Source organism: Vulcanococcus sp. DEBay_Sum29NL08_54, from assembly GCF_017859255.1.
GTDB lineage: Bacteria > Cyanobacteriota > Cyanobacteriia > PCC-6307 > Cyanobiaceae > Vulcanococcus.
The window spans coordinates 51,239-64,610 of the sequence record NZ_JAFMNJ010000009.1; the positions used below are offsets into that span (position 1 = coordinate 51,239).

General features: G+C 66.0%; 13 protein-coding genes. 4 read left to right on the forward strand and 9 right to left on the reverse strand.

The features are described from left to right. From QZ186_RS05090 to QZ186_RS05105, 4 genes are all read right to left on the reverse strand, one after another. On the reverse strand, positions 1-1,154 hold a 1,154-nt coding region (locus QZ186_RS05090), incomplete at its 3' end, for a DEAD/DEAH box helicase (protein WP_296416084.1). A gap of 154 nt (positions 1,155-1,308) precedes the next feature. After that, positions 1,309-1,956, reverse strand: coding sequence for a hypothetical protein (locus tag QZ186_RS05095; protein WP_296416066.1), 648 nt, complete (start codon positions 1,954-1,956; stop codon positions 1,309-1,311). Beyond that, a complete protein-coding gene (locus tag QZ186_RS05100; RefSeq protein ID WP_296416067.1) occupies positions 1,956-2,303 on the reverse strand; it encodes a DUF6464 family protein in 348 nt (115 codons plus the stop codon). The genes QZ186_RS05095 and QZ186_RS05100 overlap by 1 nt, the downstream gene beginning before the upstream one ends. A gap of 5 nt (positions 2,304-2,308) precedes the next feature. Beyond that, complete coding sequence (locus QZ186_RS05105) at positions 2,309-3,037, reverse strand: DUF475 domain-containing protein (protein WP_296416068.1); 729 nt, start codon at positions 3,035-3,037, stop codon at positions 2,309-2,311. A gap of 62 nt (positions 3,038-3,099) precedes the next feature. On the opposite strand from QZ186_RS05105, the gene QZ186_RS05110 reads away from it, so the two are divergent. Next, entirely contained in the window at positions 3,100-3,867 is a 768-nt protein-coding gene (locus QZ186_RS05110; RefSeq protein ID WP_296416069.1) for a hypothetical protein, read from the forward strand. Here the strand turns inward: QZ186_RS05110 and QZ186_RS05115 are convergent. Continuing rightward, the gene (locus QZ186_RS05115) at positions 3,821-4,579 is read right to left on the reverse strand and encodes a hypothetical protein (RefSeq protein WP_296416070.1); all 759 of its coding nucleotides are present in this window, start codon (positions 4,577-4,579) and stop codon (positions 3,821-3,823) included. The two genes, QZ186_RS05110 and QZ186_RS05115, sit on opposite strands and share 47 nt — an antisense overlap. A 62-nt stretch (positions 4,580-4,641) precedes the next feature. Here QZ186_RS05115 and mfd point away from each other — a divergent pair, with 62 nt between their 5' ends. Both mfd and QZ186_RS05125 read left to right on the forward strand, forming a co-directional pair. Then, positions 4,642-8,193: a transcription-repair coupling factor gene (gene mfd / locus QZ186_RS05120; RefSeq protein ID WP_296416071.1), complete on the forward strand. Its 3,552-nt coding sequence runs from the start codon at positions 4,642-4,644 to the stop codon at positions 8,191-8,193. A 64-nt stretch (positions 8,194-8,257) separates the two neighbouring features. Beyond that, a complete protein-coding gene (locus tag QZ186_RS05125) occupies positions 8,258-8,446 on the forward strand; it encodes a hypothetical protein (RefSeq protein ID WP_010317502.1) in 189 nt (62 codons plus the stop codon). A gap of 63 nt (positions 8,447-8,509) precedes the next feature. On the opposite strand, the gene QZ186_RS05130 is transcribed toward QZ186_RS05125, so the two are convergent. The 4 genes from QZ186_RS05130 to QZ186_RS05145 all read right to left on the reverse strand — a co-directional run bounded on the left by QZ186_RS05130 (position 8,510) and on the right by QZ186_RS05145 (position 12,206). After that, a complete protein-coding gene (locus QZ186_RS05130; RefSeq protein ID WP_029626349.1) occupies positions 8,510-9,844 on the reverse strand; it encodes a S41 family peptidase in 1,335 nt (444 codons plus the stop codon). A gap of 101 nt (positions 9,845-9,945) precedes the next feature. Beyond that, positions 9,946-11,169 carry a (E)-4-hydroxy-3-methylbut-2-enyl-diphosphate synthase gene (ispG, locus tag QZ186_RS05135; protein WP_010317506.1) on the reverse strand — a complete coding sequence of 408 codons (1,224 nt, stop codon included), beginning with the start codon at positions 11,167-11,169 and terminating at the stop codon, positions 9,946-9,948. Between the two features lie 37 nt (positions 11,170-11,206). Further along, positions 11,207-11,806, reverse strand: coding sequence for a uracil-DNA glycosylase (locus QZ186_RS05140; RefSeq protein ID WP_247478771.1), 600 nt, complete (start codon positions 11,804-11,806; stop codon positions 11,207-11,209). Between the two features lie 10 nt (positions 11,807-11,816). Continuing rightward, positions 11,817-12,206 carry a VOC family protein gene (locus QZ186_RS05145; protein ID WP_296416072.1) on the reverse strand — a complete coding sequence of 130 codons (390 nt, stop codon included), beginning with the start codon at positions 12,204-12,206 and terminating at the stop codon, positions 11,817-11,819. 81 nt (positions 12,207-12,287) lie between these two features. Between QZ186_RS05145 and QZ186_RS05150 the strand changes: the two genes are divergently transcribed. After that, positions 12,288-13,372, forward strand: a 1,085-nt coding sequence (locus QZ186_RS05150; RefSeq protein ID WP_296416073.1) for a pyridoxal phosphate-dependent aminotransferase, incomplete at its 3' end; no start/stop codon positions are given.

Here is a 13,372-nt window from a genome sequence, read left to right on the forward strand (position 1 = left end):
GGAGCCGAGAGCACCGTGGGCTCAAAGCCCGGGATCTCCTGCTTGGGCAGCTTTTTGCCCGTCAGGCGTTCAATCGCCCGCAGCAGCTCATGCTCTTCAGCGGCCACCAGGGAGACGGCATGGCCGCTGTGGCCCGCCCGGCCGGTGCGGCCGATGCGGTGGACGTAGTCCTCGGCCTGGTTCGGCAGATCGAGATTCACCACATGGGGCAGCTGATGAATGTCAATGCCGCGGGCGGCGATGTCGGTGGCGACCAACACCCGCAGCTCGCCGCTCTTGAACCCCGCCAGGGCACGGGTGCGGGCCCCTTGGCTCTTGTTGCCATGGATCGCCGCCGCCGCCATGCCCTCGGCACTGAGCCTGTCGGCGACGCGATTCGCACCATGCTTGGTGCGGGAGAAGACCAGCACCTGCTGCCAGTCATTGCTGGCGATCAGATGGCAGAGCAAATCCGGCTTGCGCGCCATATCGCAAGGGTGAAGGATGTGCTCAACCGTTGCCGCCGTGCGGTTTTCGGGGGTGACCTGAAGCTGGACGGGCTCATGGAGCAGACCCGTCGCCAAGCGACGAATCGAGGTCTCGAAGGTGGCCGAGAACAGCAGGTTTTGGCGCTTCGCCGGCAGCAGCCGCAGGATTTTTTGGATGTCGCGGATGAAGCCCATGTCGAGCATCCGATCCGCTTCATCCAGCACCAGGATCTCGACGCGATCCAGGCTGATCGCCCCCTGCTGCACCAGGTCCATCAGGCGGCCCGGCGTGGCCACCAACACATCGGCGCCAGCCTGCAGCCGGGTGATCTGGGGATTGATCTTGACCCCGCCAAAGACCACATCGCTGCGCAGGTCCAGGTGCCTTGAGTAGGCCTTGACGTTGTCGGCCACCTGGGCCGCCAGCTCGCGGGTGGGGGTCAGCACCAAGGAACGAACAATTCGCCCGCGGGCGTGGGGCCCATGGCGCAGGCGCTCCAGCATCGGCAGGGTGAAACCGGCGGTTTTACCGGTGCCGGTCTGGGCCGCTGCCATCACATCGCGGCCCGCCAGAACCGCCGGGATGCATTGCTGCTGAATGGAGGAGGGCTGGCTGTAGCCCTTCTGCAGCACGGCCTCAACGATCGGACGCCCGAGCCCCAGGGCCGTAAACGGGGACTCCGCCAGCTGCTCCTCATCGACAGGCGGCAACACCGCGGGGGCCTCCGCTGTTGCAGAAGCGCTGGTCGACAGCCGCTTCACCGGAGCCGGCCGACGACGCTGCCGGGGAGAACGATCGGGGGAGGAGATAAGCAAACCTCGCGAAGCTTCACCCTACGGCTCAGGACTCGGTGTACAGCTGCCTGGCCTGATCCAGGGTGAGCTGCACTTCCTGATCGCTCAGCACCGAGGCTTCTGGCCAGGACTGATCAAGCCAGCGCCGCAGAACGGGCAGCTCCTGCAGGAAAAACGTCTCTTGTGCCGCCAGCACCCGAAATTTCAGGAACTCCAGCAGGCGTGCCCGAAGACGAGCAACCGGGATGGGGCGGCAGCGCGCGGGATCGACGGCCAACTCCAGGGCTGCGCCCGTCGCAAGCTCCGGCAAGCGGGGAGCCAGGAGCTCCAGGCGGCCGTCCCGCTGAAAGTGGCGAACCTTGGTCTCGGGATGCGGGTAGTAAATCCAGCCCTCGACCGCGGCGCTCGAGGGCTGACGCAGGAGCACCCGCCAGAACGAGAAGGTCTCAGGCGGGTGCAGCGGTGTCCACGCCAACTGCTCAAAGCAGTGGTCGGGGTGGCTTAAGACCCAACGGCAGCCTGGGAAGTCCAGGTTGATCGTCCCCTGGACACAGTCCGAGAGGTCCAAGCCGCCCTGCAGAAAAAATGGCGACTGCAGGGCAATCGTTCCAGCGGGATAGGGACTGTCACTGGCCGACCCCGAGGCCACGCCATGGCCTCGGGCCACGATTCCCCGATGCCAGAGCCCCTCCATCAGCCCTCGCCGCGCAGGCTGTGGTGGGCGCAGCGCTCACAGGGACCCGCCGGCAGCACCGCGCAACGCAGCAGCGGTGAGCGGGCATTGAACTGACAACTGGGGTCACCGATGACCCATTGCCCCTGCCACCAGCGCGCATCCGCAGGGCGGCGCTGGGCCTTGACCTGGAGGGCAATGGAGCTGAGCTCGTAGCGCCCGCCGCGCAGCTGGTAGCGGTGGTGGCGCTGCAGCACCAGATAGCTCCGCTCGGGGAGCTCCAGCCAGCGCCCGGGTTGGGGCACCTCCTCGAGCTCGAGACGGTCGATCAGTTGGTTGCTGCCGGCCTGCCGCAGTTCAACGCGCATCGGCTCTAACCCTCGGCCTCCTCAGGGACGCGCTGGGAGAAGCCCCAGGCAAACAGCAGGGCCACGACCGCCAACAGCCCCCATTCCGGAGGAACCACCTGCGGCGCCACCAGACGCAGCAGCAAACGGATCCCCACCAGGCCAACGGCCAGATAACCAGCCGCTTCGAGGTGGCGATAGACCTCAAGCCAGCGGATAAACAGCCCGGAGGTCAGCCGCAGGGCCACCACCCCAAGCACCCCGCCAATCATCACCAACAGCAGGTTGTCGCTCACGGCCACCGCCGCCGCCACGCTGTCGAGGGAGAAGGCCAAATCCGTCAGGGCCAGGGTGACCACCACCCCCGAGAGCCCCTTGACCGCTCCATCAGCTGCGGAGTCATCGCTGGGCTCTGGATCCCCTGTTTCAGCCTCGCTGGACCTCAAGTTGGTGACACAGAGCCACAGCAGATAGCCCGCCGCCAGCAGCTGCAGCGGCCAGAAGTCCAGCACCCATTGGGCGGCCGCAATCAAGATCAGCCGGAAGACCAGGGCCAGCCCCAATCCCAGGTTCAGGGCCTGGCCCTGGAGCTTCGGATCGTGCAGCCGCCTTGAGATCGCCGCGAGGGCAATGGCGTTATCGGCGGAGAGCACCGCCTCAAGGGCCACGAGCAACGGCAGCAGCAACAGCAGCTCACCCCACTGATCCGCCGATTGGATCAGTGGCGATAGGGATGGAATTGACTCCGCTTCCATGCCGTTGCTGCAGAGCCTTCCTTGGCTCGCCAGTGTAGAAACGCCACAACGACGAGCCGACCATGGAGAGCAGCCTGTCGTTTCGGGCGCGTCTGGTGCACGCCGAAGCCGGCAAGCGCGTGGTCCAACTCAGTGCCTGGAGGGGATCCCAGTGCCTCGGTAGTGCCCTGGGGGAAGCGGAGAACGCCGAACTTGCCGAGGAGCGAGCCCTGGAGCGGCTGCAAAGCCGGCTGAATCACCAAGCCCCTGCGCCGGCACCTGCACCAGCTGAGCCACCGGTCCGGCACGCCGTGGTCAGGCGGCCGCCCGCTGAGGAGACCAGCGATCCCGCTCCGGCAGCCGCTCCCGAGGCGGTGCAGCCAACCCTGCCGCAGGCTCCAGTCGTCGAGGCCCAAGAGCCAGCGACCGATCCCGAGGACTGGAGTGATGAACTGGCTGAGATCGACATTCAGCTCAAACGCTTGGGCTGGGAGCGCAGCCAAGAGGGGACCTATCTGCAACGGGCCTTCGGCCACCCCAGCCGCAACCGCATCACCAACTACGCCGATCTGGCCGCCTACGTCCGCAGCCTGAGGGTGCTCGAGCCGGGCTGCGATCCCGCCTCCGCGTCGATTCCCCTCCGACGGCGCGATTTGCTCCAGCAGAGCGATCAGCTGCTCGCCTCCTTGCAATGGGATGCCAACCGCGGCCGCCAGGCCCTGGAGCAGCAGTTCAACCTCAGTAGTCGTCAACAGTTGAGTGATGAACAGCTGCTGGCGTTCAACATGCAGCTGGAGACAACACTCATCGGCGCCGGCAGTGGCGCGCCAGCAGCTCCCAGCCCAGGTTGAGCTGCTCCTGGTTGGCGTAGGCCTCCTCCTCGAGCCCCCTTTGCTCGCTCGAGGCCTTGGCATAGAGCGGCTGCTGCAGATGGCGCCGCCCTGAGGCGTTCAGGCTGCGGCTCAGTCCCAGCAGCTGCGGCCGGGCATGGATAGAGCCGCCCTTGCAGCTCTGGGCCACATGGATCGCCTCGTGGTTGAGGACCCGCGTGAAGTTGACCGTCCCTTTGGAGGCGACATCGGGCCGCAGGCGCAACTCACCGCGACGCGGATTCCACTCACCGGCGGCTCCCTTCTGTTTGGGCTGGCGCACCACCAGCACCACACCGCTGCGCTCCAGCTGCTCCAGCAGCAAGCTGATCGCCTCCCGCTCACGGCTGTAGCTGGGTGGATGGGCGATCAACTGCCGCAGCGCTGAAGCGGTGAGGGGCTTCTCCCCCAGGCGACGGCGATAGGTGATCCGCTGGCCCCCGCCCGGCAGACGCTCCACCCGGGGCAGCCAGAGCTGATCCGCCTGATCCAGCCGTTGAAACAGGGCCCGCTGGCTAGAGGCCGTCAGTTGCCAGTTCAGGGGCAAGGGCGGGGCCAGGGCAGGCGCTGAGCTGCTGGCTTGGGCGACCTCCTCAGCAACCAGCTCCCCCTCGGGTTCCCCCAGCCGACTCAGGCCCGCCCCGGCCAGCAACAGAAGCGCCAGGGCCAGCAGCAGACGCCTCCCTTGCCTCACCGCAGCCCGCCTCAGCTGCTCACCATTCTCTTGCCAAGATGGTCAGCTGTGCTTTGAGCCCCATGCCCCTCTCCGCCCTGGTGCGCCAACTGCAGCAGGTGGCCCTCAGTGGAGAGGTTCTGCAGCGGTGCAACAGGGATGAGCGCCTGCGGCTCTCCGGTGCGGGACGCGGCGCCCGGGCCCTGATCAGCAGCGTCCTGGCGGGCTGCGCCGAGGCGCCGCTGCTGGTGGTCGTGCCCACCCTGGAGGAGGCCGGACGCTGGGCCGCCCTGCTGGAGCTGATGGGCTGGAGCAGCGCCCAGCTCTACCCCACCAGCGAGGGCAGCCCCTACGAACCCTTTGATCCCACCAGCGAGATCACCTGGGGACAACTGCAGGTGCTCAGCGAGCTGCTGGATGCCAAGGGCCGCTGCGCCATCGTCGCCACCGAGCGCGCCCTGCAGCCCCACCTGCCGCCGCCGCCGGCCCTGCAGGCCCAGTGCCTCAGCCTGCGCAAAGGGGATGAATTTGAGCTCGAGGCCCTCGGAGAAACCCTGACCCGCCTGGGCTATGAGCGGGTCACCAGCATCGAGCAGGAGGGCAGCTGGAGCCGCCGCGGCGACATCGTCGACGTCTTCCCGGTCAGCGCCGAACTCCCCGTTCGTCTCGAGTTTTTCGGTGAGGAGCTGGAGAAGCTGCGGGAATTCGATCCCGCCAGCCAGCGCTCCCTCGATCCGATCGAGGTGGTGCGGCTCACCCCCAGCGGCTACGGCCCCCTGATTGCCGATGCCCTGCGTGAGGGCATGCCCGAGGGTCTCGATCAGCTGCTCAGCCCCGAGGCCAGCGAACAACTGCTGGAGGGCGGAACGCCGGAGGGGATGCGGCGGCTGATGGGTCTGGCCTGGAGCGAGCCGGCCTCCCTGCTGGATTACCTGCCCGACGGCACGCTGATCGCCATCGATGAGCGGCGCCACTGCCTCTCCCACGGCCAGCAGTGGTTCGACCACGCCATCGAGCACCACGCTGAGGTCTGCGCTGAACTCGGCGTCGAGCTACCGGCCGTGCTGCACCGCAGGCCCGAAGAGGCCCTGGCCGCTGCAGAGCGCTTCCAGGGCTTTGACCTGGCGGAGCTCCAGGAGAGCGACAACCACCCCAACACCTTCGACCTCTCCAGCCGGCCCGTGCCGGCCTACCCCAACCAATTCGGCAAGCTCGCCGAATTAATCAAAGGCTTCCAGAAGGACAAGGCGCGGGTCTGGTTGCTCTCGGCCCAGCCCAGCCGGGCCGTGGCCCTGCTGGAGGAGCACGACTGCATCAGCCGCTTCGTCCCCAACCCGGCGGATCACCCGGCGATTGATCGGCTGATCGAGCAGAACACCCCCGTCGCCCTCAAGACCAAGGGCACCGCTGAACTCGAGGGTCTGCAGTTGCCGGCCTGGAAGCTGGCGCTGATCACCGACCGGGAGTTCTTCGGCCAGCACTCCCTGGCGGCCAGCGGCTACGTGCGCCGCCGGCGCAAGGCCGCTAGCCGCACGGTCGATCCCAACAAGATGCGCCCGGGCGACTTCGTGGTGCACCGCAACCACGGCATCGGCAAATTCCTGAAGCTCGAGAAGCTCGCGATTGGCAGCGAAGCCCGCGACTACCTCGTTGTGCAGTACGCCGATGGCCTGCTGCGGGTCGCCGCCGACCAGCTGGGCAGCCTCGGGCGCTACCGGGCCACCAGTGACAGCCCCCCGGACCTCAACCGGATGGGCGGAACCGCGTGGAACAAAGCCAAGGAGCGGGCGCGCAAGGCCGTCCGCAAGGTCGCCCTCGATCTGGTCAAGCTCTACGCCGAACGGCACAAGGCTCCGGGCTTCGCCTTCCCGGTGGATGGCCCCTGGCAGAACGAACTCGAGGACTCCTTCCCCTACGAGCCCACGCCTGATCAGGTCAAGGCGATTGCCGATGTCAAACGGGACATGGAGCAGCCCCAGCCGATGGACCGCCTGGTCTGCGGTGATGTGGGCTTCGGCAAAACCGAAGTCGCCATCCGCGCGATCTTCAAGGCCGTCACCGCAGGCAAGCAGGTGGCAATGCTCGCCCCTACAACCGTTCTGGCCCAGCAGCACTGGCGCTCGCTCTCGGAGCGCTTTGCGCCTTATCCCATCAAGGTCAGCCTGCTCAACCGCTTCCGCACCAGCAGCGAGCGCAAGGTGATCCAAGAGGGCCTGGGCGAAGGCACCGTCGACGTGGTCGTCGGCACCCACCAACTGCTGGGCAAGGGCACCCAGTTCAAGGAGCTGGGCCTGCTCGTGGTGGATGAGGAGCAGCGCTTTGGCGTCAACCAAAAGGAAAAGATCAAGGCCCTGCGCAAGGACGTCGACGTCCTGACCCTCTCGGCAACCCCGATCCCGCGGACGCTCTACATGAGCCTCTCAGGGGTGCGGGAGATGAGCCTGATCACCACGCCACCGCCGTTGCGCCGGCCGATCAAAACCCACCTGGCGGCCCTCGATGAGGAAGCGGTTCGCAGTGCGATCCGCCAGGAACTCGATCGCGGCGGTCAGATCTTCTACGTCGTCCCCCGGGTGGAGGGCATCGAAGAGGTGGCCGAAGGGCTTCGGCAGATGATCCCCGGCCTACGGCTCCTGGTCGCCCACGGTCAGATGGCTGAAGGCGAACTGGAGAGCGCCATGGTGGCCTTCAACGCCGGCGAGGCCGACCTGATGCTCTGCACGACGATCGTGGAGAGCGGCCTGGACATTCCCCGGGTCAACACGATCCTGATCGAGGACGCCCATAAATTCGGCCTGGCCCAGCTCTACCAACTGCGCGGTCGCGTCGGCCGCAGCGGCATCCAGGCCCACGCCTGGTTGTTCTATCCAGGTGACGCCTCCCTGAGCGATGCGGCACGGCAGCGTCTGCGCGCGATTCAGGAATTTGCCCAACTGGGCAGTGGCTACCAACTGGCCATGCGCGACATGGAGATCCGCGGCGTCGGCAACCTGCTCGGGGTGGAGCAAAGCGGCCAGATGGAGACCATCGGCTTTGACCTCTACATGGAGATGCTCCAGGAATCCCTCGCCGAGATCCAAGGCCAGGACATCCCCGCCGTGGACGACACCCAGATCGATCTGCAGCTCACCGCCTTCATCCCCGGCGACTGGATCAGCGACAACGACGAGAAGATGGCGGCCTACCGCGCCGCGGCCGACTGCGTCAGCCCAGACAGCCTGCTGCAACTGGCGGCCGACTGGGTGGATCGCTATGGCGCCATCCCGGCGCCGGTCATCTCGCTGCTGCAGCTGATGGAGCTGAAGCTGCTGGCCAAACGCTGCGGCTTCTCACGGATCAAACCCGAGAAACCCAACATCGCCTTGGAGACCCCGATGGAGGAGCCAGCCTTCCGGCTGCTGCGCCAGGGATTACCCCAACACCTGCACGGCAGGCTCGTCTACCAGGCCGGTTCCGGCAGCACCGCCAAGGTGCTGGCACGGGGTCTGGGGGTCCTGCCCATGGAGAAACAGGTGGAGGAGCTGATGAACTGGCTCAAGCAAATGGCCGAGCAGATCCCGGGTGCCGATGGCCTGACCGATGCCCAACGGGCTGAACAGCTGAAGGCCAAGAACGAAGCCGTGCTGGCGGTTTAGGCCAAAGATGAGCGACCAGCGCAAAAGTCCGTTACAATTCCGTGAAGTGATGTAACGGACGCTCATGGGTCCCGGCCTCGGCGAAGTCATCGATCTCAGCAGCGGCTTCGGCGGTGGCCTGAGCCTTGTCTCTGGCTTGATCTCCCTGGTGGCCCTGGGTGTCTTCGCTCTGCTTCAAGCAGACACCGGCAACGATGACGACGACTCCACCCCTGGCGGCGGCCTGATGCAACCCGTGGGCAGCGCCGCCTGAGGTCAGCCCACAAGCGTGATCAGCTCAGCCCGCGGAGCAACCGCGGGCTTTTTTGTGGCCTAACTACTGAACGGGAGCCGCCAGCGCCGCTGGGACATTGGCACTGCTGGGGTTGTAGGCACGTGACTTCGTCAGGCTGCCGGCGGCCTTGACCTGCTTGAGCAGGGTCGATTCAGCCACGCGGTACTGGCTGTCCTTCTGGGTGCCCAGGTCCTCCAGCCGCAGGCTCTGGATCTCGCGAGCGCTGAGCTTGGCGCGCACATCGGGATCAATGCCGTGCTTATGGATATCGCGACCGCTTGGGGTGAGGTACTTGGCGATCGTCACGGTCATTCCTGATCCATCGATCAGGCCGCGAACCGATTGGACCAGACCCTTGCCGAAGGTGGTCTCCCCCACCAACACAGCGCGGTGGTTGTCCTGCAGAGCACCGGAGAGGATTTCGCTGGCACTGGCTGAACCCTCATTCACCAGCACCACCAAGGGACGCTCGGTCAGGGCGCGGCCCACCGCCCGCTTGGTGTCCTGGATGCCATCGCGGGTCTTGGTGGAGACGATGACCCCCTCATTGAGCCATTGGCGGGCAATGGCGATGCTCGCCACCAGCAGGCCACCGGGGTTACTGCGCAGATCGAGCACGTAGCCCTGAACCTGCTCCTTCTCCAGATCCTTCAACGCCTGCGCCATGTCCTTGGCGGCATTGGCGTTGAACTGCTTCAGGCGGATGTAGCCAATCTTGGTGCCATCGGCACTGGTGTTGACCTGGGTGTCGACCGCATGGAGCTCAATGCGTGCACGCACCAGGGGCGTGTCCAGCAGCTTGCCGTTGCGGCGGAGCTGCAGGGTCACGGTGCTGCCGGCCTTGCCGCGAATCAACTTGACCGCATCCTCGGTCGTCATCCCCTTGGTGCTCTTGCCGTCAATCGCGGTGATGACGTCCTTGGGCATCACCCCGGCGCGGGAGGCCGGAGATCCTTCAATCGGACTGACAACGGTGAGTTCTTTGCTGTCCTTATCAAGGCTCAGCTGGATGCCGACCCCGGAGAGTTCCCCGGAGGTGTCGATCTGCATCTCCTTGAACTCACGCGGATCGAGGAAGCGCGTGTAGGGGTCATCCAGGGTGGCCAACATGCCACGGATGGCCTCGTAGCTCTCCTTGGTGCTGCCGTAACTCTTGGAGAGAACCTGACGACGCAGGTCCTTCCACTTGTCGGTGGTGTATTTGCCGTTGGTATCGAGATAGTCCCGGAAGACGATCTGCCAGGTCTGATCAATGACTTCCTTCGGGCTATCGCTCACCAGCGATGCCGAACTGGGCATCAGCAGGGGAGGCAAGCAGATCGCCCCGACTGCGCCGGCACCGGCCAGAACAAGCAACAGGCCGCGTGGCTGAGTCATCAAGGCGCTCCTGAGGCCGGGAGATTGCTTCAACGTAGCTGCAATTCACACAGCTCAGTTGGCGTGAAAACCGGAGATATCTAAGGGTTAGCCGTAGGGCCTCAGGGATCGACCCAACGGCCGTCGTCCTTGATCAAGGCAATCAAAGCCTCCACGCCCTCGGCCTCTGGAACCCGGCGGATCTCGTCGCGGCCGCGGTAGAGCGAAATCACACCGGGGGTTTTACCGACGTAGCCGTAATCGGCATCGGCCATCTCACCGGGGCCGTTGACAATGCAGCCCATCACAGCGATGTCGAGACCCGTGAGGTGGGAGGTGGCGTTGCGCACCTTGTTGAGCACGTCCTCCAGGTTGAACAACGTGCGTCCGCAGCTGGGGCAGCTGACGTACTCGACCATGGTCTTGCGCAGACCCAGGGACTGCAGGATCGAGTAGCAGACAGGGATTTCCTTCTCCGGTGCCTCGGTCAGCGACACCCGGATCGTGTCTCCCAGGCCATCGGCCAACAGGGTGGCAATGCCAGCGGTGCTCTTGATCCGGCCGTAATCACCGTCACCGGCTTCTGTCACCCCGAGGTGCAGGGGGTAGTTGAAGCCCTCGGCATCCATCCGGTCGGCCATCATCCGGTAGGCGGCCAGCATCACTGGAGCCCGCGAAGCCTTCATCGAGACCACGATGTTGTGGAAGTCGAGGCGGTCGCAGATGCGGATGAACTCCAGGGCGCTCTCCACCATCCCCAGGGGGGTGTCGCCGTAGGTGAACAGCATCCGCTCCGCCAGGGAGCCGTGGTTGACGCCAATGCGCAGGGCCTTGTCCTGGGCCTTCAGGAGGCTGACCAGGGGTTCAAAGGTCTCGGTGATGCGATCACCGATCTGGGCGATCTCTTCGGGGGTGAACTCGGTCCGATTCGGATCCGGCTTGTCAAAGACAAACAAGCCCGGGTTGATCCGGACCTTGTCGACATGGTTCGCCACTTCCAGGGCGATCTTCATGCCGTTGTGGTGCACATCAGCCACCAGGGGAACGGGCTGATAGGTGTCTTCCAGGCGCTTGCGGATCTCCCCCATCGCCTTGGCGTGGGCCAAGGACGGAACGGTGACGCGAACGATCTCGCAGCCCGCCTCATGCAAGCGACGGATCCCAGCGGTGGCCCCCTCGATGTCGAGGGTGTCCTCGTTGATCATCGACTGCACCACCACGGGGTGCTCGCTGCCGATCCAGAGGTCGCCCACCCGAACGCTGCGGGTCTGGCGGCGGCGGATCACCGTGTCGTAACGGGAGGACAGCTGCCCCGCCTCGGGCGTTGCGGTGAGAGAGGCAGTCATGGCAGCAGCGTTGGGCAGGCCGGTTGGGGCAAGCCTGTCACAACGGAGCGTCCAATTGGGCCAGGCGGCGCTGCACATCCTGCAGGTCCTGCCAGGTGAGCCACTTCGGGGCACCGCGCTCCTTGGAGGGATTGCGCAGCAGGTACGAGGGGTGGAAGACGGGCATCAACCAACGGCCCTCCCATTGGCGCCACTGACCGCGAATCTTGGTCATCCCGCCCTTGATGCCCAGTAGGCCCTCCACGGCCGTGGCCCCGGCCAGCAGGATGACCGCGGGATCCACCAGGGCGATCTGACGATCCAACCAGGGCTTGCACGAGGCCATCTCCAAGGCCGTGGGCTTGCGGTTCTCCGGTGGCCGGCACTTGACGATGTTGCAGACGTAGGCGTCGCGATTGCTGTCGATGCCCACGCTCTCGAGCATGCGATCCAGCAGCTGGCCAGAGCGGCCGACAAAGGGCTGTCCCTGCTCATCCTCCTGAGCACCAGGACCCTCGCCGATGACCATCAGGCGCGCCTGGGGATTGCCGCGGCTGACCACGACCTGGCTGCGGCTGGAGCCCAACTTGCAGAGGCGACAGGCATCGCAGCTCTCCGCCAAGGACGCCAGGTCCTGTTCAAGGGAGGTGGCCGTCATCGCCCCGCAATCACTCGCGAGTCTCTCTAGCAATCAGCAGCAGGGCGTTGCCTTCGGGATCGTTCAACCAGGCCTCCCAACCGAAGGGCTCCTGACGCGGGGGCTCCAGCAGGGCAGCGCCCTGGGCCTGAGCCCGCTCGACCGCAGCCTGAAGGCCGGATGCGCCACCGCTGAGCTGGATCGCCAGGGCGAGACGTCCCCGTTGGCGAGCGAGTGGTCTGGAGCGACTGGGGGCGTAGATCTCCAGCCAGCCCGAACCGGGCAAGGGCAGCCGCCAGTGGCTGGCACTCAAGCCGGCCTGCAGCGGCGCAAGGCAGACGGAGCCGTAGAAACGGGCCAAGGCCTCGGGGTCATCCGCCGCCAACACCAGGCCAACGGTCGGAGAGGTCAGTGGAGACATCGTTTCGGGGCCCGGCATGCGGCAGGATGCACAGCATCACCGGTTCGCCGCAAGGCGTGCCCCCCTGACGTCGCTGCTCGAATGCCGCGCCCGTTGAAACTCTCCGCCCGGGCCGAAGCGCTGCAGCCCTCGTTGACGCTGGCCATCGCGGCCCGCGCCAAGGCCCTGAAGGCCGAGGGACGCGACATCTGCAGCCTGAGCGCAGGTGAGCCGGACTTTGATACACCAGCCTTTATCCGCCAGGCCGCGGCCCAGGCCCTGGAGAGTGGCCTGACCCGCTACGGGCCGGCCGCCGGCGAGCCGCCCCTGCGGGAAGCCATTGCCCAGAAGCTGACCCAGGAGAACCAGGTCCCCACCAGCGCGGATCAGGTGCTGGTCACCAACGGCGGCAAACAGGCCCTCTACAACCTGTTTCAGGTGCTGCTGGAGCCCGGTGATGAACTGCTGCTCCCTGCGCCCTACTGGCTGAGCTACCCGGAGATTGCGCGGTTGGCTGGCGCCTCAGTGCGCTTGATCCCCAGCTCAGCCACAGAAGGATTCCGGCTCGACCCCGAACGGCTGGAGGCGGCGATCACGCCGGCCAGCAAGTTGCTCGTGCTCAATAGCCCGGGCAACCCCACCGGTGCGGTGCTCAGCCGCAGTGACCTGGAGGCGATCGCCGCAGTCCTCCGGCGCCATCCCCAGGTGGCGGTGGTCTGCGATGAGATCTACGAATTTCTGCTGGCACCCGGCCACAGCCACCACAGCTTCGCGGCGGTCGCCCCGGACCTGGCGGATCGGGTCTTCACCGTCAATGGCTTCGCCAAGGGCTGGGCGATGACCGGCTGGCGGATCGGCTGGCTGGCCGGCAACAGCAGCGTTCTCAAGGCCGCCAGCGCCCTGCAGAGCCAGAGCACCAGCAACGTCTGCACCTTTGCCCAGTACGGAGCCCTGGCGGCGGTGACCGGCTCGCGCGAGTGCGTGCAAACCATGGCGGCTCAATTCACCCACCGCCGTCAGCTGTTGAGCGATGGCCTCCAGGCCATCGCCGGTGTGCAACTGCTGCCGCCCCAGGGGGCGTTCTACGCCTTCCCCAACATCAGCAGCACCGGCCTGGACTCAATGCGCTTCTGTGAGCGGCTGCTCGATGAGCAGGGCCTGGCGGTGGTGCCCGGTGGCGCCTTTGG

Coding starts and splice junctions, on each gene's coding strand:
- mfd (WP_296416071.1), top strand. CDS start 4,642: ATGCCCCTCTCCGCCCTGGTGCGCCAACTGCAGCAGGTGGCCCTCAGT.
- ispG (WP_010317506.1), bottom strand. CDS start 11,169: ATGACTGCCTCTCTCACCGCAACGCCCGAGGCGGGGCAGCTGTCCTCC.
- QZ186_RS05100 (WP_296416067.1), bottom strand. CDS start 2,303: ATGCGCGTTGAACTGCGGCAGGCCGGCAGCAACCAACTGATCGACCGT.
- QZ186_RS05130 (WP_029626349.1), bottom strand. CDS start 9,844: ATGACTCAGCCACGCGGCCTGTTGCTTGTTCTGGCCGGTGCCGGCGCA.
- QZ186_RS05095 (WP_296416066.1), bottom strand. CDS start 1,956: ATGGAGGGGCTCTGGCATCGGGGAATCGTGGCCCGAGGCCATGGCGTG.
- QZ186_RS05125 (WP_010317502.1), top strand. CDS start 8,258: ATGGGTCCCGGCCTCGGCGAAGTCATCGATCTCAGCAGCGGCTTCGGC.
- QZ186_RS05110 (WP_296416069.1), top strand. CDS start 3,100: ATGGAGAGCAGCCTGTCGTTTCGGGCGCGTCTGGTGCACGCCGAAGCC.
- QZ186_RS05140 (WP_247478771.1), bottom strand. CDS start 11,806: ATGACGGCCACCTCCCTTGAACAGGACCTGGCGTCCTTGGCGGAGAGC.
- QZ186_RS05105 (WP_296416068.1), bottom strand. CDS start 3,037: ATGGAAGCGGAGTCAATTCCATCCCTATCGCCACTGATCCAATCGGCG.
- QZ186_RS05145 (WP_296416072.1), bottom strand. CDS start 12,206: ATGTCTCCACTGACCTCTCCGACCGTTGGCCTGGTGTTGGCGGCGGAT.